Here is a 22012-nt window from a genome sequence, read left to right as displayed (position 1 = left end):
GTTTCAGTTGTTCCTTTCCAGAAGTCGGCCCGCGGGTTCGGTGAACTCGCCGCCGTGCAGGATGCGTTCGCCGCGCAGCCAGGTGGACTTCACGACGCCGCTGAGGGTCTTGCCCGCGTACGCCGTGACCCGGTTCCGGTGGTGCAGCTCCGCGGGGTCCACGGTGAAGGTCTCGTCGGGCGCGAGGACCGCGAAGTCGGCGTCGCGGCCGGCCTCGATGGCACCCTTGCGGTCGAGCCCGACCAGCTGGGCGGTGCGCGTGGACATCCAGCGCACCACGTCCTCAAGGCCGTAACCGCGCTTGCGGGCCTCGGTCCAGACCGCGGGCAGGCTCAGCTGGAGCCCGGAGATGCCGCCCCACGCGGTCGCGAAGTCGTCGGTCTTCAGCTCGGCGGTGGAGGGCGAGTGGTCCGTGACGACGCAGTCGATCGTGCCGTCGGCCAGCGCCTCCCACAGCAGGTCCTGGTTGCCGGCCTCCCGGATGGGCGGGCAGCACTTGAACTCGCTGGCGCCGTCGGGGACCTCCTCGGCGGTCAGCGTCAGATAGTGCGGGCAGGTCTCCACCGTCACCTTGACGCCCTCGCGCTTGGCGGCGGCGATGAGCGGCAGCGCGTCCGACGAGGACAGGTGCAGGACGTGGATCCGGGCGCCGATCCGCTTGGCGGCGGCGATGAGTCCCTCGATCGCGGTGTCCTCGGAGATGCGGGGCCGGGTCCGGAGGTAGTCCGCGTACTTGGGGCCGCTCGTGTGCGGGGCGGCGTCCAGCTCGTGCGGGTCCTCGGCGTGCACGATGAGCAGGCCGCCGAAGCCCGCGATCTCGGCCATCGAGGTGGCCAGCTGGTCCTGGTTCAGCTCGGGGAACTCGTCGACGCCCGAGGGTGACAGGAAGCACTTGAAGCCGTAGACGCCTGCGTCGTGCAGGGGCTTGAGGTCCTGGACGTTGTCCGGGAGGGCGCCGCCCCAGAACCCGACGTCGATGTGCGCCTTGCTGCGGGCGACGTCCTGCTTGGTGCGCAGGTGGTCGACCGTCGTGGTCGGCGGCAGGGAGTTGAGGGGCATGTCGACCAGGGTGGTGATGCCGCCCGCGGCGGCGGCGCGGGTGGCGGTCCAAAAGCCCTCCCACTCCGTGCGTCCGGGGTCATTCACGTGGACGTGCGTGTCGACGAGGCCGGGCAGCAGGACGTCGTCGCCGAGGTCCTCGACGCGTACGCCGTCCGGTACCGGAGTGTCGTACGCGTCGACGCTCACGATCGTCCCGCGCGAGACGGCGACCGAGGCGGCGCGAGTTCCCTCCGGGGTGACGACGCGGGTGGAGCGCAGCACCAGCTCCGCACCCGCGCCCCTGCCCGCGTCCACGTTCACGTCCTGACCGGACACCCGTGTCCCCTCTCTTCTGTTCCGCTTCACAGACCTTTTGTTTCCGCTTAACGGAATTCAACGTTCTGTTGAAGGAGTTTTCACGCTTCGCCGCGCGGCGTCAAGGGCCTGGACGTTTCCACAACATGGAATTAGAATTCCGCCAGACAGAACGTAGCTACGCACAAGGGCGGCTTCGAGGGGCCCCGGACAACCCTGGGAAGACCCGGGCAAAAACCCCCTGACCGGCGACGACGCCGCCTCGCGCGAGAGCACCCGGGAAGAACCGCCCGGTAGGCTGCTTCCTTGCCCGCCAGCACCGAAAGGAACGCGCCGTGCCGACGTCAAGCGCCAACGACGCCCCTGCTGAAGTCGCCGCCTCGAAGCCCCCCGCCGCGAGCGGCGGCGTCCAGTCACTTGAGCGCGCCTTCGATCTGCTCGAACGGATGGCGGACGCGGGGGGCGAGGTCGGTCTCAGCGAGCTGTCCGCGAGCAGTGGCCTGCCCCTCCCGACGATCCACCGCCTGATGCGCACCCTGGTCGCCTGCGGCTACGTACGCCAGCAGGCCAACCGCCGCTACTCCCTCGGCCCGCGGCTGATCCGCCTCGGCGAGTCGGCCTCGCGACTGCTCGGCACATGGGCGAGGCCCTACCTCGCCCGCCTCGTCGAGGAGACCGGCGAGACGGCCAACATGGCGCTGCTCGACGGCGACGAGATCGTGTACGTGGCACAGGTGCCGTCCAAGCACTCGATGCGGATGTTCACCGAGGTCGGCCGGCGGGTCCTGCCGCACTCCACGGGCGTCGGCAAGGCGCTCCTCGCGCACACGCCGCCGGAGGAGGTGCGGGCGCTGCTCGCCCGCACCGGGATGCCCGCGGCCACGGAGAAGACCATCACGACGCCGGAAGGATTCCTCGACGCGCTCGAGGAGGTCCGCCGCGCGGGGTACGCCGTCGACGACAACGAACAGGAGATCGGCGTACGCTGTCTGGCCGTGTCGGTGCCCAACTCGCCCACGGCGGCGGCGATCTCCATCTCCGGTCCCGCGGGTCGGGTGACCGAGACGGCGACGGAGCGGATCGTGCCGGTGTTGCAGCAGGTGGCGGTGGAGCTGTCGGCGGCCCTGGTCAGTTCGGGGCCGGGCGCCTAAGCAGGACCGCGGCCGCTCCCGGCCTCACTGTCCGACCAGCGCGAAGTCCTCCGCCGTCGCCCTGCGCAGCGCCCGGCGCAAACCCCTCGGCACGGGCGGCGCAGGGACCGTGAGGACGGCGCAGTACGCGTGGGCGGCGACGTAGCGGTGCACGCGCGTCGCGCGGCGTCTGCCGTGCCGGGCGCCGAGGACCAGCAGGTCGTCCGGGCCCGCGGCGACCGAGCACAGGGCACGCCCCGGCCGGTCCCTGACGACCCGGCGCTCGGTCCGCACCCCGTGCGGCATCCCGCCGAAGGCCGCGTCGAAGGCGCGGTCGAGGCGGGCCCGCGCCTCGGCGTACCAGTGCCGCGCCCACTGCGCGTCGGGATGGCTCAGATACACCGCCTCCCCCTCCGGTGGCGCCCAGGCCGTCACGGCCACGAGGGTGCGGCGGCCGCGCCGCGCCTCCTCGGCGGCCGCCCGCAGCGCCGCGAGGCTCGCGAGCGAGCCCGTCACCCCCACGACGACGCGTCCTTCTCCGCTCTCGATACGTGTCATCGGTATCCCTCCCAGGCCAAAAGAGCCGACTGAAGCGGTCCGAGCCGGAGTCTGTACGCTCATTGGCCTGAGGAGCAGGGCCAATCAGCGGGAGTTGGCATGGCAGAGGCATGGGTGGCCCATCCGGTGGACCGGCGGCTGGGCAGCCGTCAGCTGGCCGCTCTGCTGACCGGCACCGCCGGTGAGCACCCCGGCTACCGCGCACTCGCCCACGCCGTACGCACCCTCCTGCTCGACGGCCGCATCCCCCTGCGCACCCGGCTGCCCGCCGAGCGCGAACTGGCCGCCGCCCTCGCGGTGAGCCGGGCCACCGTCACCGCGGCGTACGACGTCCTGCGCGAGGGCGGCTACGCGCGCAGCCGCCGCGGCGCGGGCACCTGGACCGAGCTGCCGGAGGGCCGGCGCCCGTCCAGCGTGGCGGCGTTCTCGGGGTTACCGGCGGGCGACGACATGCTCGACCTGGCGGTGGCGGCGCCCGGCGCCCCGGCCGCGGAGCTGACCGCGGCGCTCGCGGGAGCGTCCGCGATGCTGGCCGAGCACGCGCCGACGCCGGGCTACCACCCTTACGGCATACCGGAGTTGAGAGCGGCCGTCGCCGAGCGGTTCACCCGGCGCGGTCTGCCGACACTCCCCGATCAGATCCTGATCACGACCGGCGCCCAGCACGCGCTGTCCCTGACCCTTTCGCTCCTCGGCGGGCCGGGCGACCGGATCCTGGTGGAGAACCCCTCGTACCCCAACGCCCTGGACGCGATCCGCGGCGCGGGCCTGCGCGCGGTTCCCGTGCCGGTCACGGACGACGGCTGGGAGAGCGGCCTCGTCGAGTCGTCGCTGCGGCAGGCCGCGCCCCGCATCGCCTACCTCGTACCGGACTTCCAGAACCCGACGGGCAGTCTGATGCCGCGCGAGCAACGCGTACGCGTCCTGGAGACGGCCCGCGCCACGGGCACCTGGCTGCTGATCGACGAGACGATCGCCGACATCGCGCTCGACGGGCCGCCGCCCGCCCCCTTCGCCTCGCTGGCGCCGCCCGGCGCGGGGGAACAGGTCGTCACCGTGGGGTCGTTGAGCAAGACGCACTGGGGCGGGCTGCGGATCGGCTGGGTACGGGCCGGTTCGAGGCTGATCACCGAGCTGGCGACCAAGCGCGTGCCGAGCGACATGGCGACGCCCGTCATCGAGCAGCTGGTGGCGCTCCATCTGCTGGAGGGCATGGACGACGTGCTGCGCGAGCGGCTGCCGCGGCTGCGGGCGCAGCGGGACGCGCTCGCGGCGTCCCTGGCCCGTCATCTTCCCGAGTGGCGTTGGCGGTTGCCGTCGGGCGGGCTCTCGCTCTGGGTGGACCTGGGGCGGCCCGTGGCCTCGGCGCTGGCCCGCGCGGCGCTCGCGCACGGCGTGCGGATCGAGGGCGGCTCGCGCTTCGGCGCGGACCCGGGGACGCACGAACACCGCCTGCGCGTCCCGTACACGCTGGCGCCGGAACTGTCGGAGCAGGCCGCGGTGCGCCTCGCCGCGGCGTCGGCGGGGGATCTGCGCCCCACGAACGACACCGCGGGCCGCCGCCCCTGGATGGCCTGAAGCCACTCCCGCCCCCGCCGGTCCCGTCCGGTCGGGCCCGCCGTGCCGGGGGCCGGGGGTGTATCCAGGAGGCATGACGACGGAACCGATGAACGTACGCGCCGACGAGGTCGCCGGGCTGCTCCTCGCCGCCGGTGGCGGGCGGCGCCTGGGCGGGCGGCCGAAGGCGCTCCTGGAGCATCACGGCCGCCCCCTGGTGGAGCACGCGGTAAGGGTGCTGCGCGACGCCGGATGCACCCGTGTGCACGTGGTCCTGGGCGCCGCCTCCGACGCCGTACGCGCGCGTGCCTCGCTGCGCGGCTGCGTCGTGGTCGACAACCCGGACTGGCAGGACGGCATGGGCTCCTCGCTCAGGGTCGGCCTCGCCTCGCTCCGCGGCACGGGTGCGAGCGGCGCGCTGGTCTCGCTCGTCGACCAGCCGGGGATCGGCGCGGTGGCGACGGCGCGCGTACGCGCCGCCTACCGTTCGCCGTCGACCCTCGCCGCTGCCGCGTACGACGGGCGGCGCGGTCACCCGGTCCTGTTCGGAAGCGGGCACTGGGCCGGGATCGGGGCGAGTGCGGTCGGCGACCGGGGGGCACGCGACTACTTGCGGGAGCACGCGGGCGAGATCACGCTCGTGGAGTGCGGGGACGTGGCCGAGGCGTACGACATCGACACCGCGCGGGACCTCGGCCGCCTGGCGCCCGGCACCGCCCCCTCGGGCGGCAGTGCGGCCGCGGCCCACATGGAGTGATGGCCGCGGCCCACATGGAGTGATGGAGGTGGCACTCAGCGACACGTTCTGTCGACGAAAAGAATCTCGACATCAACAAACGATTGAACTTCCACCATGAGGAAACTAGTATCCACTGACCAGAAGGCCCGTTACCTCGGACGGGGCCCCGCAGCCGTACCTCGGCCCCCGTGGCACTCAGTGTCACCGCGTCTGCCCGGCGGCTCGCCCGGCACCGTCCGCGCAGCTCTCTGAAGGAAGTGACAGCTCATGTCCGCACTAGCGCCGTCGCCGCTGGCCATCGTCGACGCAGAGCCCCTGCCCCGGCAGGAAGAGGTGCTCACCGACGCGGCCCTCGCCTTTGTGGCCGAGCTGCACCGGCTGTTCACGCCCCGGCGTGACGAGCTACTCGCCCGGCGCGCCGAGCGCCGTGCCGAGATCGCCACCACCTCCACCCTCGACTTCCTCCCGGAGACCGCCGCGATCCGCGCGGACGACTCCTGGAAGGTCGCCGAGGCGCCGGCCGCGCTCAACGACCGCCGTGTCGAGATCACGGGTCCGACCGACCGCAAGATGACCATCAACGCCCTGAACTCGGGCGCCAGGGTCTGGCTCGCCGACTTCGAGGACGCCTCCGCGCCCACCTGGGAGAACGTGGTCCTCGGCCAGCTCAACCTCACCGACGCCTACGAGCGCCGCATCGACTTCACCGACGAGCGCACCGGCAAGTCGTACGCCCTCAAGGACGCCGGCGAGCTGGCCACCGTCGTGATGCGCCCCCGCGGCTGGCACCTCGACGAGCGCCACCTCCAGGTCGGTGGCCGCCCGGTCCCCGGCGCCCTCGTCGACTTCGGTCTGTACTTCTTCCACAACGCCAAGCGCCTCATCGAGCTGGGCAAGGGCCCGTACTTCTACCTCCCGAAGACGGAGTCGTACCTGGAGGCGCGCCTTTGGAACGACATCTTCGTCTTCGCGCAGGACTACGTCGGCATCCCGCAGGGCACGGTCCGCGCGACCGTCCTGATCGAGACGATCACCGCCGCGTACCAGATGGAGGAGATCCTCTACGAGCTGCGCGACCACGCGTCGGGCCTGAACGCGGGCCGCTGGGACTACCTCTTCTCCATCGTCAAGAACTTCCGTGACGGCGGCGAGAAGTTCGTCCTGCCGGACCGCAACCTCGTCACGATGACCGCCCCGTTCATGCGCGCGTACACCGAACTGCTCGTGCGCACCTGCCACAAGCGCGGCGCGCACGCGATCGGCGGCATGGCGGCGTTCATCCCGTCCCGCAAGGACGCGGAGGTCAACAAGGTCGCGTTCGAGAAGGTCAAGAACGACAAGGACCGCGAGGCCGCCGACGGCTTCGACGGCTCGTGGGTGGCGCACCCGGACCTGGTCCCGATCGCCATGAAGTCCTTCGACGCCGTGCTCGGCGACAAGCCGAACCAGAAGGACCGCCTGCGCGAGGACGTGCACGTCTCGGCGGCCGACCTGATCGCCATCGACTCCCTCGACGCGAGGCCCACGTACGACGGTCTGGTCAACGCCGTCCAGGTCGGCATCCGCTACATCGAGGCGTGGCTGCGCGGCCTCGGCGCCGTCGCCATCTTCAACCTGATGGAGGACGCGGCCACCGCGGAGATCTCGCGCTCGCAGATCTGGCAGTGGATCAACGCGGGCGTCGTCTTCGAGGACGGCCGACGGGCCACCGCGGACCTCGCCCGCGAGGTCGCCGCCGCCGAACTGACCGCGATCCGCGCCGAGATCGGCGACGAGGCGTTCGCCGCCGGCAAGTGGCAGCAGGCCCACGACCTCCTCCTCCAGGTCTCCCTGGACGAGGACTACGCGGACTTCCTGACGCTCCCGGCCTACGAGCAGCTGCGCTGACCCTAGCCGATGTGCCGCGACCAGTCCTGCTCCGCGGGCGGCTTCCCGTGCAGGTCGGGGACTCGTTTGAGCCAGGCCGGGCGGCCCGCCTCCATGGCGGCCGCCCGCCGGGCATCGGTGGCGGCGAGTTCGCCCCGGCTGGGGAAGTCCCTCGGCAGCCACACCGCCGAGGACCGCGCGCGGGCCAGCAGGAAGCCGACGTAGGCCTCGCGCACCTCGGCGGGGGACGTGAAGCCCGGCTCGTCCGCGAGCCATGCCTCCGGCACGAGGGAGACGATGTCACGGAGCACCGACTCCGTGACGAGCGGAGCCAGTTCGGCGTCGGCGCCGGCCGTGTCGGGCCCGTACCCGCCGAGGGCGTGGTGGCGGAAGTCGTACACCTTGTCGGGTGCGGACGCGCCCCAGCGGTGGTGGAAGACGAGGGCCGCGCCGTGGTCGATGAGCCACAGCTTCGGCGGCCGGGTACCGAAGGTGGGCCAGACCATCAGGTTCGAACTGTGCACCGTGCGGTCGACGTTGGCGGTGAGCGCGTCGAGCCACACCACCTTGCCCGCCTCCAGCGGGTCCACGTCCAGCGCCTCGGGGGTGAAGTCCACGGCGCCCGGCAGGAGGTCCATGCCGAGGTTGAGGCCCGCGCTGGCGTGCAGCAGGTCCTGGACCTCCTGGTGCGGCTCGTCCGCCGCGACCGCCGGGTCGAAGTGGACCAGGACCAGCTCGGGGAAGCGCAGGCCGAGGTGGCGGGCGAGTTCACCGACGACGATCTCGGCGACCAGCGCCTTGCGGCCCTGGGCGGACCCGGTGAACTTGACGACGTACGTGCCCAGATCGTCGGCCTCGACGACCCCGGGCACGGAGCCACCCGTCCGCAGAGGTGCGACGTAGCGGCTCGCGGTGACCTCTCTCAGCGTATCCATGAGGTGAGCAGTGTAATCGCGGCCCGGGAGTGCCGACCGGGCGCTATACCTCGGTCCGGCTGAGCGCTATGCCTCGATGGTGACGCCTGTCTCGTGGGCGATGAGGAGTGCCAGATCCATCGATCCCGGGCCCTGTACGGTCGCCCCCTTGAAGCTTTTCGCGCCGTTGACCTCGCCCAGGTCGCAGTTTTCGAAACGTACGTTCTGCATGACCGCGTGAGAGAACTGCGCGCCCCGCAGACCGCAGTTCACAAAACGTACGGAGTTCAATTCGGCGCTCTGGAAATCCGCGCCCTGCATATTGCAGTCGGCGAACACCACGGCGTTGAACTTCGAGTGACGGAACAGTGCGAGATCGCTGCGGCAGGCCTCGAAGCGCACGTCGCGGAAGGTGCCGGGCGCCCAGGAGGAGCCCGTGAGGCGGCTCGATGTGACGGCGCAGCGGATCAGCGACACGTCCCGGGCCCGTACCTGGGCGAAGTCGCAGGTCTCGAAGTACGAGTCGGAGAGCACCGACCGCCGCAGTTCGGTGCCGGTGAACCGGGTGTTCTCGAAGCGGCACCGCTCCGCTTCCACGGCCTCGGCACTCCGTCCCGCGATGACCGTTCCTTCGTAGTGGAGGCCCTTCACCGTGGTGTCGTCCTCCCAGTCGTCCCCCGGCATGACCGCCGGGTGCAGAACCGGTAACGACCGAGGGGCGCCGGGCGCCTTGAGGTGAACGTGGCGGGGCATCTGGAGGAATCCAATCGTGGGCGCGGAAATTGCGGTGAATACCGCGCTGCGCGGTAGGAGCGCACTTTACGGGCGCCGGTCACCGGCCTGTCAACGCGGCCACAACGGCTCGTTGTCGGCGGCGAACCGATGGTTGTTGGACAGTGCTTCGCACTCTTTGCTGGGCTGTCGGGGGTGCTACGCCCTTTCCCCTTCAGGAGGCTGCTGTCCATGGCGCGGAAGCCGGATGTCTCTGCTGTTCCCGTGGAATCGGCCGCCCGTCAGGGACCGGATCCGCGCCGCTGGTGGGGGCTTGTGGTCATCCTGGCCGCGCAGTCGCTGGTGGTGCTCGACGGGACCGTCGTCAATATCGCCCTGCCCTCGGTCCAGCGTGATCTCGGCATGTCCGACGCGAGCCGCCAGTGGGTCATCACCGCCTACACCCTGGCCTTCGGGGGCCTGTTGCTGCTCGGCGGCCGGGTCGCCGACGCGTTCGGGCGCAGACGGATCTTCGCGGTCGGGATCCTCGGCTTCGGGCTCGCCTCGCTGCTCGGCGGCGCGGCCCCCGACCCGGGCACCCTCTTCCTGGCCCGCGCGCTCCAGGGCGTCTTCGCGGCGGCCCTCGCGCCCGCCGCGCTGGCGCTGATCAACACGCTGTTCACCGAGCCCGGTGAGCGCGGCAAGGCGTTCGGTGTCTACGGGGCGGTCAGTGGCGGCGGCGCGGCCGTGGGCCTGCTGGCCGGTGGTCTGCTGACCGAGTACCTCGACTGGCGTTGGTGCCTGTACGTCAACGCACCGGTCGCGCTGCTCGCCCTGGCCGGCTGCCGGCTGCTGCCGCGCGACCGGCGGACGGGCAGGGCCGTGCGGCTCGATCTGCCCGGCACGCTGCTCGGCTGCGGCGGGCTGGTCGCGATCGTCTACGCGTTCGCCGAGGCCGAGAGCGGCTGGGGTGATCCGCTGGTCGTCCGGCTGCTCGTGCTCGGCGTGCTGATGCTGGTGGCGTTCGCGCTGGTCGAGCGGCGCGTCCAGGATCCCCTGCTGCCGCCCCGGGTGGTGGCCCATCGGGTGCGGGGCGGGTCGTTCCTGGTCGTGGGGCTGCCGCAGATCGGTCTGTTCGGCCTCTTTCTGTTCCTGACGTACTACCTCCAGGGGATCCTGGACTACTCGCCCGTGCTGACGGGTGTCGCCTTCCTGCCCCTCGGGCTCGGGATCGCGGTGGGCTCCTCGCTGATCGCGGCCCGGCTGCTGCCCCGCACCCGGCCGCGCACGCTCATCGTGGGCGCGCTGCTGGCGGCCGCGGCCGGCATGGCGCTGCTCACCCGGCTCGAACCGGAGACGCCGCAGGTGTATCTGACGCATCTGCTGCCCGCGCAGATCCTCATCGGGCTCGGCATCGGCTGCATGATGATGCCCGCGATGCACACGGCCACCGCGCGGGTGGCCCCGCACGAGGCGGGGGCGGCGGCGGCCGTGGTCAACAGCGCCCAGCAGGTGGGCGGCGCGCTGGGGGTGGCCCTCCTGAACACGGTGTCGACCGGCGCCACCGCCGCCTACCTGGCCGAGCACGGCACCTCGCCCGCCGCCACGGTCGACGGCACGGTGCACGGCTACACCGTGGCCATCGCCTTCGCCGTCGGCGTGCTGCTGCTGACGGCGGTGCTCGCCTGGGTGCTCATCGACTCCCGTACCGAGGCGGCCGAGGGGACCGGCTCGGACCCGGTCACACCGGCGCGGCCTCGATGAGGGAGAACGGCGTGAGGCCGGGCGGCGTCAGGACCCGGGTCGTACGGAACCCGGTGTCCGAGAGCAGCGAGCGCAGGTCCCGCTCGCTGCGCTCCCTCCCGCCCATGTTCACCAGCATGTACAGGTCGCTGAGGTAGCCGAGCGGATGTGCGGAGCTGTCCACCGTGTCGGGCAGCAGCACCTCGACGACGAGCAGTCTGGCGTGGGCGGGCATGGCGGCCCTGACGGTCCCGAGGATGTCCGCCGACCGCGCGTCGCTCCAGTCGTGCAGGATGCTCTTGAGGACGTAGAGGTCGCCGCCGCCGGGCACCTGGGTGAAGAAGTCGCCGGTCTCGACGCGGCCGCGCTCCCCCACCCCGGCGGCCTCCAGCGTCGCGGCCGCGTCGCGTGCCCCCTCCGGTGAGTCGAAGACCACGCCCTCGACGCCGGGGTGCGCGCTCAGCACGGCCGCCAGCAGGGATCCGTCGGCGCCGCCGATGTCCACCACGGTGCCGTACGACGAGAAGTCGTACTCCTCCTCCTTGGCGAGCGCGGTGCTCATGGTGCGGGTGGCCTCGCGCATGGAGGACGTGAACGTGCCGGACAGCTCGGGCCGTTCGGAGAGGTACGAGAAGAAGTCGGTCCCGAAGACCTGGTCGAAGGCGGGTTCACCGGTCCTGATGCTGTGGTCGAAGTGGGACCAGGCCTGCCGGAAGACGCCCATGCCCTGGCGGACGAAGGCGTGCAGCGAGTCGGGTACGTCGGTGCGGAGCCGGTGGCCGGCCGGCGTCAGCCGGAAGCACCCCGCCCCGGTCTCCTCGGCCAGGCCGAGCGCGGCGACGGCACGCAGCAGGCGCAGCGTGGCGACGGGGTCGGTGTCCAGGGAAGCGGCCAGCTCGGTGGCGGCGCGCTCCTCCGTCCCCATCAGGTCGGGGAGGTCCAGGCGCGTGGCCAGGTCCAGGATCTCGGAGGAGATATAGCCCCATACGAGCGTCAGGATCCGCTCCTGGGCACCGAACTGCGCCGCGTGTTCAGCAGGGTGGGCGTGTTCGGCGGGTGGGGCCTCAGGGGTGGGTGCGGGGTCGGCGGGGCCGCCCCGGGTGGCTTCGGTCGGAGCCATGGGGTCGTGCGCTCCTTTCGGTCGGGCGCTGCGGGTCGTGGGGCGGGCGTCAGGCACCGGGCTTGCGGGTCATGCACCAGGTGCGCGGTCCTTCGGGTACCTCGACGTCGGCGGTGACGGTGAAGCCGAGCCGCTCGTAGAAGGGGAGGTTGCGCGGGGCGGAGGTCTCCAGGAAGGCGGGCACCCCGGCACGCTCGGCCGCCTCCACTCCGGGAAGCACGACGGCGCTGCCCAGGCCCTTGCCCTGGTGGTCGGGCGAGACGCCGACGGTGGCCAGGAACCACGCGGGCTCCTTGGGCCGGTGCGGCGCCAGGAGGCCTTCCATCTGCTGCTGCGCGGCCAGCCGGGAACCGCTCAACTCGGCCATGCGCGGGCCGATCTCGGCGAACACCGCCCCCGCGTCGAGGCTCTCCGGCGTGGTCCAGACCGCCACCGCGGCGCCGTCGTCCGCGACCCAGACCTTGCCGATGTCGAGCCCGACGCGCGTGAGGAACAGCTCTTGCAGCTCGGTGACCCGCTCGATGTGGCGGTCCGGGTCGACGGTGTGGCGCGTGGCGGGGTAGTCGGCGAACGCGGCGGCGAGGGTGCGTACGGCCCGGGGGACGTCGTCGCGGGTGGCGAGGCGCACCGAGGGCTTGTGCTCGGTCATGGAAGGTCGTCTCCTCGTGGGGGTCAGGGGGGAGGGGTCAGGGGGTGGTGGCGGTACCGGTCGCGGCAGCCGTGGGGGTGGCGAGGGCCTCCACGGCGAGCCGGTGCAGCTCCGGGTTGGCGGACAGGGCACCCGTGCCGCGCTGGGGCGAGCCGCCGAGCAGGTCGGTGCAGACGCCGCCCGCCTCCTCCACGAGGATCTGGAGGGCGGCGATGTCCCAGGGGCTCACGACCGGTTCGGCCGCGATGTCGACCGTGCCCTCGGCGACCATGCAGTGCTGGAGGAAGTCGCCGAAGGCGCGGTCCTCCCAGCAGGCGTCGGCGAGTCGCAGATACGCCGCGCGCGAGTGGAAGGCGTCCCAGGTACGGGTGTTGGTGGTGGACAGATAGGCGCTTTCGAGGCGGGCGACACCGGAGACGTGCAGCCGCAGCGGTTCGGCGGAGGCGGCCCCGCGCCGCAGCCAGGCCCCGTGCCCGGCCGCCGCCCACCAGCGGCTGCGCAGGGCGGGCGCGGCGACGACGCCGACGGTGGGCCTGCCGTCCTCCAGGAGCGCGATCAGCGTGGCCCAGACCGGCACTCCGCGCAGGAAGTTCTTGGTGCCGTCGATGGGGTCGACGATCCAGGTGCGCCCTGCGGTCACCTCGCCGCCGGTCTCCTCTCCCGCGAAGTCGTCGTGGGGCCGGGCGGCCCGCAGGGACTCGCGTACGGCCGCCTCGACGGCGGTGTCCGCGTCGGTGACGGGGGTGCGGTCGGGCTTCTCGCGTATCCGCAGGTCGCGCGCCTGGAAGCGGCGGGTGGTGATGCGGTCGGCGGTGTCGGCGAGTCGCAGGGCGAGTGCCAGGTCGGCCTGCTGTGGCATGAAGGTGCCTCCTCCTCGACGGGACACGGGCTCGGGGGGCCGCCCCGGCGGGCCGGGGGAAGTGCCCGCCGGGGCGGCCGGCTCACTTGGCGCGCAGTTCGAGCAGGTGGTACTCCATGACCCGGACGACCTCGATACGGCGTACGCGGCGCAGCATCTCGACGGTCATCCCGGCCTCGGCGGCGAAGGCGTCGATCCGCTCGCGGTCGCCCAGGTCGGCCGTGCCGATCAGCAGCCGGCCGCCGTCGGCCAGGTGGTCGCGGGCCCCGGAGATGAACCGGTACTGGCCCTGGTAGCCGGGGTCGAAGACGGCGGAGTGCAGGTCGCTGGAGAGCGGGAAGCCGTCCTCCACGTACGTCCAGGGCACGTTCCAGAAGATCGCGTCGAACCGGTCGGTGGGTTCGAGCGCCGCGTACAGATCGCTGTGCAGCACCCGCACCCGGTCCTCGACGCCGTGCCGCTCGGCATTGGCGCGGGTGTTCGCCACCGCCTTCTCGTTGATGTCGAGCGCCGTGACGTCGCTGCCGTGGAGCGCGGCGGTCACGGATATGACGCCGGTGCCGCAGCCGACCTCAAGGAAGGAGCCTCCCTTGGGATAGGGCACGATCGAGGCCATGACCTCGGTGGCGGCGGTCAGGGTGCCGGGGAAGACGCCGCGGTGCAGGGTCCAGTCGCGGCCCAGCAGGGAGAAGTCGTCCGGCAGGTCGTCCCCGGTCATGACGTGCTCGAGGACCTTGGCGGCGGCCTCGGGGGATTCCTTGACAGTCATGGTTGACCTTTCCTGTGATGGTGACGGGATCGTGGAAGCTGTCGGGGTGGCGGGGGTTACCGGGCGGTCTCGGCGGCGTGGGCGGCCAGCGCCTCGCGGTGCCGTCCGATCTTTCGGAAGGCCTCGGCGTACGCCTCGATCAGCGCCACGTCCTCGGGCCAGTCGGTGAAGGAGGGCAAGGACAGGGCGTGCTGCTCGACATGGGCGGCGTGCGAGCCGGGCTCCGGTGCGCTGGCGCGCTTGGGGGTGCCCGGGAAGAGGGGGTTCTCCGGCCGCGCGTACAGCGGCAGGGTGGCCAGCCGGGGGCCGGACGGCGCGCCGACCTCCATGCCTTCGGCCCGCAGCGCCTCGATCAGTACGGAGCGCGGGACACCGCCGAGCGCCTCGGGCCGGTAGAGGGGCTTGTAGCCGTACCAGGCGCCCATGTCGACGTGGTCGGGGACCGTGACGGGCTCCAGGTAGTCCACCTCGCGCAGCAGCTCGCCGAAGTGGCGCAGACAGCGGTGCCGTGCCTCCTTGCGGGCGGGGAAGGCCGCGAGCGAGTGCCGGGCGACGATCGCGTTGAACGGCGACATGCGCAGCTTCAGGCCGAAGCCGGTCACCCAGTGCGAGCGCAGCTCCTCGTCGATGACCGAGTCCCGGGAGCGGTCCCGGTAGTGGCCGAGGAGGACGGCGCGGTCCTGCACCAGCGCGTCGTCGGTGACGAGGATGCCGCCCTCTCCCGCGTAGACGGCCTTGTTGGCCTGGAGGGAGAAGACCGCGGCGTCGCCGAAGGTGCCGACCGGCTTTCCCTTGTAGCGGCTGCCGTGGGCGTGGGAGCAGTCCTCCAGGACGCGCAGTCCGTAGCGCTCGGCGACGGCCAGGATCGCGTCCATGTCGCAGGGGTGCCCCCACTGGTGGACGACGGTGACGACCCGGGTGTTCTCGGTGATCGCCGCTTCCAGGGCCTTGGGGTCGAGGCCGCGGCTGACGGGGTCGATGTCGGCGAGGACCACGTCGCCGCGCAGGGCGAAGACGGGGCTGAGCGCGGCGTGGTAGGTGAGCGCGGGCCCCACCACCTCGACCCCTTCGCGTACGCCGAGCGCGAAGTACGCGGCGAGCAGGGCGCTGGTGCCGGAGTTGAAGGTGACGGCGTAGCGGACGCCGTGGTCGAGGAAGGCGAGGAATTCGGCTTCCAGTTGGCCGATGGGGCCGCTGTTGCCCTTGATGGAGATGTCGGTGTTGCGCTGCTCGGTGAGTGCGGCCAGTTCGGCCTCGTCCGCGCGGGGCGGCCAGATCTCGTGGGGAAGCGGCCGGTCGATGGCCGGGGTGCCTCCGAGGAGGGCGAGCTTGTCGGCGGTGGTCATGGGTCCTTCCTGGCGTGGGGAGTGGCAGGGCTCAGGGGTGCCGGGCCGGTGGGCGGTCAGCGGAACCGCAGGTCGCGGCCCGCGAAGTCGATGCGCCCCAGGCCGACGGCGTAGAAGCGCAGCAGCATGGCGTGCAGGGACGTCGGCCGGCCGGTGGTGATGGTCAGGTGGGAGGTGGCGGTGGCGCCCGCGGGGACGGTCAGCCGGTCCGGGCTCAGGGCGAACCGGAAGCCGTGCGGTTTGCCGCGGGTGATGCGGGCCCCGAGGAGCAGGTCGAGTTCCTGGTCGCCGTCGTTGGTGATCCGGGCCCGCAGCGAGGTCGTGCTCTCGGGTGCGAGGACGGCGTCCCCCTCGATGGCGATGCCGACCGTGGCGTCCTCGGTGTCCTGGGTGGCGCCGCACACGGGGCAGCTGATCAGCAGGCGGCGCAGCCACGGGCGCAGCACATGGGCGCTGGTGTAGCGGTGGGTGGTCTCGCCGCAGTACCGGCACTCGCCGTACGGGCTGTGGACCTCTTCGACGGCGTACGTGGGCCGGTAGGCCTCCACGAAGTGGTATTCGCGGGTCTCGGTGAGGCGCAGCAGGGTGTCGAGCAGGTGCCGGTCGAGGCGGGCGCAGTTGGCGAGGATGCGCTCGGTGGCGCGGTGCAGCGGCTCCGACTGGGTCAGGTCCGCGATGTGGTCCTTGGTCCTGCGGGCCACGGCGGGCAGGCTGTTGGCGGTGTCGGTGAGCACCGACCGGGTCTTGTCGAGCTTGATGTCGAGTGCGGCGAGGTTCTCGTAGCGCTCCACGGCGCGCACGATGCGGTCGGCCGCGGTCCGCTGCCGTGGGGCGGCGGTGAGGGTGCGCGAGGTCTCGGTGCCGGTGAGCCGGCGTTCCTGGAACCCGAAGACCAGCGCGGCCGGTTCCCCGTCGGCGGTTTCGCCGAACGTGCCGTAGAGGGGGAGTTTGCCGCCGAACGGCTTGGCGGGGACGAGGCGCAGTCGCCCGTCGCGGTGGGCCTCGCGCAGGTCGGGGTCCTTGAGGGGGACGCGGGTGAACGCGGGCAGCCGCCCCTCGAAGGTGATCTCGGCGCGGCCCGGCTCCTCCTGGCAGGTGACCGCGTCCGGCACCGGCCGTGCCGCGGCGGGGGCGTAGCGAGCCTCCGGGTCGCCGATGACGAGCACTTCGGGTGCGTCGACGCCCCAGCGCCGCAGGCTGTCGTTGACCTGGCGGACCGCGCCGCCGATGGTGGCGCCCTCGTCGAGCAGGTAGTGGAAGAGCAGGTTCTCGCCGGGGGTGCCGTCCTTGAGCAGCGGGCTGGCGATGTAGGTGCCTGCCCAGGAGTCGAGGAAGCGCTGGGCGACGGTGAAGCGGTTGTGGCTGCCGAAGAGCTGGGTGCCGAGTTTGAGGGTGAGGCAGGCGTTGGCGAAGACGATCTGGGCGGGGATGCCGGCCGGGTCCCAGCGCCGCGCGTCGGGATAGACGCAGTCGCCGCCGTGCATGCAGGCGGGCAGGGTGCGTGACTCCCGCCGTGCCGCGGCCTGTTCGGCGGGGTCGGGGGTGAGGCCGCACAGGATGTCCTGCGAGGTGAGCCGCAGGTAGTCCTCGCTGCCGTGGGTGATGACGCTGAACAGGCGGTGCATCGGGGCCGGTTCGGCCGCATCGCGCGGTTCGGTGGCGTCGGTGCCGAGCCGGGGGGCGGGCCGGGTGAAGGCGGCGGCGTCGACGGCGTCCTGCGGGTAGACGGTCAACTGGCCGTTGCGCAGGGGTTCGTCGCCCTTGAGGAGCGGGGCGATCAGCACGTCGGCGGTGGCGGGGGCCTCGGGGTAGACGAGCGTCTTGAGGACCAGTTCGCTGAGCTTGGCGGCGCTGTGCGCGTACAGGACGCCGACGTCGAGGGCGGGGAAGCGGGCCCGTATCCGTGTGATGAGGCCGAAGTCGAGGAGCCGGGCGGGTCCGACGAGGGTCAGGAAGCGGGGCGCGGTGTCCCGTACGGTCCGGTGGATGTCGTCCTCGTTCGCGGCCGACAGCAGCCGGGCGCGCTTGGCGAGGGCGTAGACGGCCGCCGGGTGGGCGAAGGCGTGGTCGTCGCCGTGGGCGACGGCCACGACGAGATGTTCCTCCCGGCCGGTGCGCAGCTCGGTGAGGGCGGCGCCCAGGAGGACGTCTTCGTCACGGGTGGCGTCACCGGCCACGGCCGCGGGGCCTGCGGGCCGGTCCGGGTCGTGGGCGGTGGTCAGCGGCAGGCCGAGGCGGGCGGCGATCCGGCGGGGCCACGCGTGGCGGCCCGTGGGGTCGAGCACGGGGACGGCGGCCGGTGCGGTGGCGGGGCGGTCCAGGGCCGCGGCGAGATACTCCCCCGGTGTGCGCGTCAGAGTGATGCTTAACGTCACGTTTCTCTCCAGGTGCCTCGGGACGGTGAGGATCAGCTGTACCGATCGGCGAGTTCGTTCCGCTCCCGCGACCGCTCCCGGTAGATCCCGTCGATCACGCGCACGGTGGTGAGTTGCCGGCGGAAGTGGTCCTCACGTACGTCCCGGTCGTCCAGGTGGCCGAGGTAGTGGGCGATCATGGCGCGGACCGCGTCGGTCTTGGGTCCGGGGCGGGTGAAGCGTTCGAGGAGGCGGCCGCCGGTGGAGTGCAGGGTGGCGCCCTGGGGTTCCACGTTCAGCGCGCCGCCGGTGCCGAGGACGCAGAGGCGTTCGGTCTTCTCGTGGTTGTGCCGGGAGATGCGCAGCGAGCCGGACAGCGTCGGCGACGGATAGCTGCACATGAGGCTGACCAGGTCCTCCAGGTGCCGGTCGCGCATCTCCTGGTAGTGGTGGACGAAGGCGGCGTTCACGCGGCTCGGTTCGGGGAACATCCCGCTGAGCACGTCGATGAGGTGGTAGCCCATGTCGAGCAGCACCCCGCCGAGGGCCTGTTCGCGGGAGGCACGCCAACCGCTCGTCGGCTGCGCCAGGTTGAAGTGGTAGTCGTACGAGAACCAGTAGGGATCGCCGATGCGGGCCAGGTTCTTCCACGCGAACTGGAAGACCGGGTTGAAATTGCGCTGGAGGAGCGTGTAAACGCTGCGGTCCGCTCCTTCGGCCAGCTCTATCAGCTGCCGGGCCTCTTCCTCGGTGACGGCGAACGGCTTTTCCTTGACGACGTGCTTGCCGTGGAGCAGCAGCTCTCTGCACAGCGGGAAATGTTCGCTGTGCGGCACGGTGACCATCGCGACATCGAAGTCGACCCGTTTGAGTGCCTCGCCGATCCCGGTGAAACGCGGAAATCCCCAGTCGTCGGCGAGCGCCCCCGCCGCGGGGGCGACATCGACGCCTCCGACGATGTCCGCGTACTCCCGGACGACCGGTAAGTATTCCTTTCCCTGGTGACCCGCGAATCCGACCATCAGGGCCCGCAGCCGCGGTTGCGCACGCTTCAGTGAATCTGTGGACATGCGGAACTTCCCCCTCGCGTAATTGCCTCTGCCGATGACGGTGACGATGACGAAGAACGAAGTGGTGAGGACGGCCGGGAGCGCTCAGCGGCGCGCGGACGCGGCGAGCCAGGCGTGTCCGGCTGCGACGGTGTCCTTGATGAAACTGCCGGCGCCGCGCCGGATGTTCTCGTCGAGCAGGGAGATGTCCTGCGGCCCCACCCACGCGAACTCCGGGTGCTTGTCCCGTTCGAGCGTGGGTGACGACAGGTCCCCGTCCACCTCGACGACGTAGTCCGCCTCGAGGTGGCGTACGCCGTCCGCCGTCCAGCTCTCGTGCGCCACCCGGGCCAGCACCCGGCGCAGCCGCCAGCCGGTCTCCTCGGCGATCTCCCGGGCCAGCGCCTCGTGGTGGGTCTCGCCGTCCTCCACGGCGCCGCCCACGACGTCCCAGCACGAGGGGAACAGGCGCCGGTCGGCCGAGCGGCGCTGTACGAAGATCCGGCCGACTGGATCGATGATGAGCGCGCCCACCACCGGCTTGGGCGCGGCCCCGTCAGCCATGGTGGGCGGCTGCCTCTCCCAGCCGGTGCCGGGAGTAGTGGGTGAGCACCGTCTGGAACGCCTGCCCGTGCAGGGTGGCCGCCTCGCGGCTGTACTGCGCCGTCCTGTCGCAGGTCAGGTGGTAGCAGGGGTCGTACGGCCGGCCCGCGGTGCCGCCCCACAGAGCGGCCTGTTCGGGGGTCTTCGCCTCGAACGAGCCTCCGTAGAGCCCACCGGTGGGGATGCCCGCGCCCAGGAACGCCACGTAGTCGGAGCGCCCGTCGGCGGGTCCCGGCAGGGAGGTGCGGCCCTGGGCGGCGAACGCGTCGGTCAGCTCGCGCTCGATCTCGTCCGAGCCGGGGGCCGGGCGCTGTCCTGTGACGGGGTCGGTGGCCCGGGAGTCCAGTGTGAAGAGACCGTAGTTGGGGCTGCCGATCATCTCCAGGTTGAGGTACAGGCCGGTGCGCTCACGCTCCTCGGGGGAGAGTGAGTCGACGTAGTGCTGCGAGCCGAGCAGGCCGAACTCCTCCGCGCCCCAGAAGCCGAACACCAGCCGGTTGTCCTCGGGCCGGGTGCCGTGGTCCTTGGCGGCCGCCAGGGCGCTTTCGAGCAGTACGGCGGCGGCGACACCGTTGTCGTTGATGCCGGGGCCCTCCGGTACGGAGTCGAGGTGGGCGCCGGAGACCACGGTGTGCTCGGGGTTGCCGCGGGGGCTCACGGCGATCAGGTTCTCGGTGGTGCGGCGTTCGGTGAGCGAGCGCAGGGTGAGTTGGACGGTGCGTCCGGCCCGTGCCTCGGCGGCGAGGAGGCGGCCCGTCTCCTGGGTGACGCCGCCGATGGGTATGCGGGCCGCGTCGGGGTCGGCCAGCCAGGTGTGCAGTTCGCCGGGGCCGGTGTTGGCGACGAGTACGGCGGCGGCGCCGGCGTCTGCGGCCACCCGCTGCTTGTCGTCCATCGAGCAGCCCCCGGCGTCGACGAGCGCGATCCGCCCGCCGGCCGGCACGCCGTCGTACGCGCCGGCGCGGCAGCCCTGCCGCCGCTCGGTGTCCCCGCCGACCGCCACCGGCCGTGCTGCCAGGCCGCCTCGGGGGGTCGACGGCGAGTAGCCGCTGACCACGACGCCGGGTGTGGCGCCGTCCCGCAGCACCAGCTTTTCCTCAAGCGTCCTGGTGTAGCGGAAAGGGAATTTCTGGCGCCGCGTCGAGTATCCCGCGTTCTTGAGCAGCTTTTCGGTGTAATCGACCGATTCCGCATACCCTTGTGTGCCGGATGCGCGGTCGCCGCCGTGCGCGTCCGCAATGCGCTCGAACCGCGTCAGATGCTTTTCTATCCGATCCTGGGAGAGGGGCGGCGGGGTGACCTCGGATTCCCCCGCCGCAGCCGAAGAGGAACTAATAGCGAGCTGCGCGAGAAAGAGAACACCGACCGCGCCAGCGGTCATCGCTCTTTTTCTGTGGATCCGGTGAAGCACGTTTCCCCCATATCCACTGGTGCTTCTGTGAGTTCGCATCAACGACCAGCACATTACCCGGGCAATAGTTGCGCCCCAAAGGGCGGTAAAGAGTATCGCCGGAATCCGGACGTCTCGGCTGGGGCTTGACACAGTGATCCGATGACGTCGGGGAACGTACTCGCGGCCCGTACGAGCGGCCCCGCACCGGGACGGCGGCGCCGCCGGATACCCGCGCCGCGCGCCGCACAAACGATCAAGTTCACGCCAGGCGCGGCATTCCGCGCCCCTTGATGATGGCTGGTTCAGCCCCGGACGGCATCCACGTCGACCCCCGCGCCGCGCAGCAGGGCCCGGTCGGGCGTCGGCAGCCAGATCTCCCCGGGCGCGTGGGTCAGCCAGTCTCCGGCCGACCGCTTGGCCAGGCCGACCAGCCGGTCGACGAGCGGATGGCCCGCCTGCCGGCGCCACACCATCGACCACGGGTAGACCGGGGTCGGGTCGACGAGCGGGATGCTCCTGATGTCCGGCGAGAAGGTGTAGGAGACGTCCGCCCCGGCCAGGCAGGCCATCTCGCCGTGGCTCCACAGGTGTTCGAGGAAGTGCTCGTCGCTCAGTGCCGCGCCCGAGAAGGCGAGCGAGAGACCGAAGGAGTCGGCCAGGCGGCGCACGTAGTGCTCCCACTCCGACGCCACTCCGTTGCGCGGCTGCCAGATGCCGCAGCTGCGCAGATCGTCGATCCGCACCTCGTCGCGGTCGGCCAGCGGGTGGGTGCGCGGCACCAGCGCCCGCAGCGGTTCAAGGCGTACGAGGCGGTGCGTGAACTCCGCCGACCAGCCCTGCACGTCATGGACCCGGCCGAACGCCGTGTCGATCTCGTCCCGGGCCAGCGCGGGCAGGGCGGCGGCGAGCGACTGCCGCATGCTCAGGTTCAGCGGCAGCTCGGGGTCCTCCTCCAGGAGCTTGCGGACCAGTTGGAGCGGGGCGAGCCGTCCGTCGACCACGTCGACCCGCAGCGGGCGGCGCTCACGGGGCTGGACGGCCTGGACGGCGGCGTCGGCGGCCTCCATGACCCGGCGGGCCGGGGCGAGGAACCGCTGGCCCTCCTCGGTGAGCGCGACGCTGCGGTTGCCGCGGACGAAGAGCGAGACGCCCAGCAGCAGTTCGAGGCGTCGGATCCGCTGGGACAGCGCCTGCTGCGTGATGAAGAGCCGCTCGGCCGCACGCCGGAAGTGCAGCTCTTCCGCGGTGATCGCGAACGATCGCACCAGCGCCAGGTCCAGATCCACAATCACCAAC

At 71.9% G+C, this 22012-nt stretch carries 19 protein-coding genes; 5 read left to right on the top strand and 14 right to left on the bottom strand.

Features of this window, described 5'->3' with window-relative positions; genetic code table 11:
* Window positions 1-3: 3 nt before the first annotated feature.
* Window positions 4-1377 carry an allantoinase AllB gene (gene allB, locus IG54_RS0106130; protein WP_234336016.1) on the bottom strand — a complete coding sequence of 458 codons (1374 nt, stop codon included), beginning with the start codon at window positions 1375-1377 and terminating at the stop codon, window positions 4-6.
* Window positions 1378-1691: 314 nt separating this feature from the next.
* Here allB and IG54_RS0106125 point away from each other — a divergent pair, with 314 nt between their 5' ends.
* Window positions 1692-2507, top strand: a complete 816-nt coding sequence (locus IG54_RS0106125; RefSeq protein ID WP_030778253.1) for an IclR family transcriptional regulator — start codon at window positions 1692-1694, stop codon at window positions 2505-2507.
* Between the two features lie 24 nt (window positions 2508-2531).
* Here IG54_RS0106125 and IG54_RS0106120 read toward each other — a convergent pair whose 3' ends face one another.
* Entirely contained in the window at window positions 2532-3044 is a 513-nt protein-coding gene (locus tag IG54_RS0106120) for a universal stress protein (RefSeq protein ID WP_037896504.1), read from the bottom strand.
* Between the two features lie 99 nt (window positions 3045-3143).
* Here IG54_RS0106120 and IG54_RS0106115 point away from each other — a divergent pair, with 99 nt between their 5' ends.
* The 3 genes from IG54_RS0106115 to aceB all read left to right on the top strand — a co-directional run bounded on the left by IG54_RS0106115 (window position 3144) and on the right by aceB (window position 7227).
* A complete protein-coding gene (locus tag IG54_RS0106115) occupies window positions 3144-4622 on the top strand; it encodes a PLP-dependent aminotransferase family protein (RefSeq protein ID WP_030778250.1) in 1479 nt (492 codons plus the stop codon).
* A 73-nt stretch (window positions 4623-4695) separates the two neighbouring features.
* Window positions 4696-5358 carry a nucleotidyltransferase family protein gene (locus tag IG54_RS0106110; RefSeq protein ID WP_234336014.1) on the top strand — a complete coding sequence of 221 codons (663 nt, stop codon included), beginning with the start codon at window positions 4696-4698 and terminating at the stop codon, window positions 5356-5358.
* Between the two features lie 249 nt (window positions 5359-5607).
* Entirely contained in the window at window positions 5608-7227 is a 1620-nt protein-coding gene (aceB, locus tag IG54_RS0106105; RefSeq protein ID WP_030778247.1) for a malate synthase A, read from the top strand.
* A 2-nt stretch (window positions 7228-7229) separates the two neighbouring features.
* Here the strand turns inward: aceB and IG54_RS0106100 are convergent, their stop codons facing one another.
* Window positions 7230-8141, bottom strand: a complete 912-nt coding sequence (locus IG54_RS0106100) for a HipA family kinase (protein WP_030778245.1) — start codon at window positions 8139-8141, stop codon at window positions 7230-7232.
* 66 nt (window positions 8142-8207) lie between these two features.
* A complete protein-coding gene (locus IG54_RS0106095) occupies window positions 8208-8804 on the bottom strand; it encodes a pentapeptide repeat-containing protein (protein ID WP_234336013.1) in 597 nt (198 codons plus the stop codon).
* A gap of 279 nt (window positions 8805-9083) precedes the next feature.
* Here IG54_RS0106095 and IG54_RS0106090 point away from each other — a divergent pair, with 279 nt between their 5' ends.
* Window positions 9084-10595, top strand: coding sequence for an MFS transporter (locus IG54_RS0106090; RefSeq protein WP_030778241.1), 1512 nt, complete (start codon window positions 9084-9086; stop codon window positions 10593-10595).
* On the opposite strand, the gene IG54_RS0106085 is transcribed toward IG54_RS0106090, so the two are convergent.
* From IG54_RS0106085 to IG54_RS0106040, 10 genes are all read right to left on the bottom strand, one after another.
* Window positions 10573-11694, bottom strand: a complete 1122-nt coding sequence (locus IG54_RS0106085; RefSeq protein WP_051819301.1) for a methyltransferase — start codon at window positions 11692-11694, stop codon at window positions 10573-10575. The two genes, IG54_RS0106090 and IG54_RS0106085, sit on opposite strands and share 23 nt — an antisense overlap.
* Before the next feature lie 49 nt (window positions 11695-11743).
* Complete coding sequence (locus IG54_RS0106080) at window positions 11744-12343, bottom strand: GNAT family N-acetyltransferase (RefSeq protein ID WP_030778232.1); 600 nt, start codon at window positions 12341-12343, stop codon at window positions 11744-11746.
* Between the two features lie 37 nt (window positions 12344-12380).
* On the bottom strand, window positions 12381-13202 hold the full coding sequence (hisN, locus tag IG54_RS0106075; protein ID WP_030778229.1) for a histidinol-phosphatase: 822 nt from the start codon (window positions 13200-13202) through the stop codon (window positions 12381-12383).
* Window positions 13203-13284: 82 nt separating this feature from the next.
* Complete coding sequence (locus IG54_RS0106070; RefSeq protein ID WP_030778228.1) at window positions 13285-13971, bottom strand: class I SAM-dependent methyltransferase; 687 nt, start codon at window positions 13969-13971, stop codon at window positions 13285-13287.
* Window positions 13972-14027: 56 nt separating this feature from the next.
* On the bottom strand, window positions 14028-15317 hold the full coding sequence (locus IG54_RS0106065; RefSeq protein ID WP_030778226.1) for a DegT/DnrJ/EryC1/StrS family aminotransferase: 1290 nt from the start codon (window positions 15315-15317) through the stop codon (window positions 14028-14030).
* Between the two features lie 56 nt (window positions 15318-15373).
* Window positions 15374-17692: a hypothetical protein gene (locus tag IG54_RS0106060; RefSeq protein WP_030778222.1), complete on the bottom strand. Its 2319-nt coding sequence runs from the start codon at window positions 17690-17692 to the stop codon at window positions 15374-15376.
* Window positions 17693-17724: 32 nt separating this feature from the next.
* The gene (locus IG54_RS0106055) at window positions 17725-18741 is read right to left on the bottom strand and encodes a Gfo/Idh/MocA family protein (protein WP_030778220.1); all 1017 of its coding nucleotides are present in this window, start codon (window positions 18739-18741) and stop codon (window positions 17725-17727) included.
* A gap of 84 nt (window positions 18742-18825) precedes the next feature.
* A complete protein-coding gene (locus tag IG54_RS0106050; RefSeq protein WP_030778217.1) occupies window positions 18826-19284 on the bottom strand; it encodes an NUDIX domain-containing protein in 459 nt (152 codons plus the stop codon).
* The gene (locus tag IG54_RS0106045; protein WP_158708831.1) at window positions 19277-20704 is read right to left on the bottom strand and encodes a M28 family metallopeptidase; all 1428 of its coding nucleotides are present in this window, start codon (window positions 20702-20704) and stop codon (window positions 19277-19279) included. Before IG54_RS0106045 ends, IG54_RS0106050 begins: the two co-directional genes overlap by 8 nt.
* A 314-nt stretch (window positions 20705-21018) precedes the next feature.
* Window positions 21019-22008: a LysR family transcriptional regulator gene (locus IG54_RS0106040; RefSeq protein ID WP_158708830.1), complete on the bottom strand. Its 990-nt coding sequence runs from the start codon at window positions 22006-22008 to the stop codon at window positions 21019-21021.
* Window positions 22009-22012 lie beyond the last annotated feature (4 nt).

The organism is Streptomyces sp. NRRL S-920 (assembly GCF_000717945.1).
GTDB lineage: Bacteria > Actinomycetota > Actinomycetes > Streptomycetales > Streptomycetaceae > Streptomyces > Streptomyces alboniger.
The sequence above is the reverse complement of the archived record's forward strand: the minus strand, read 5'-3'. Positions and strand labels throughout refer to the sequence as shown.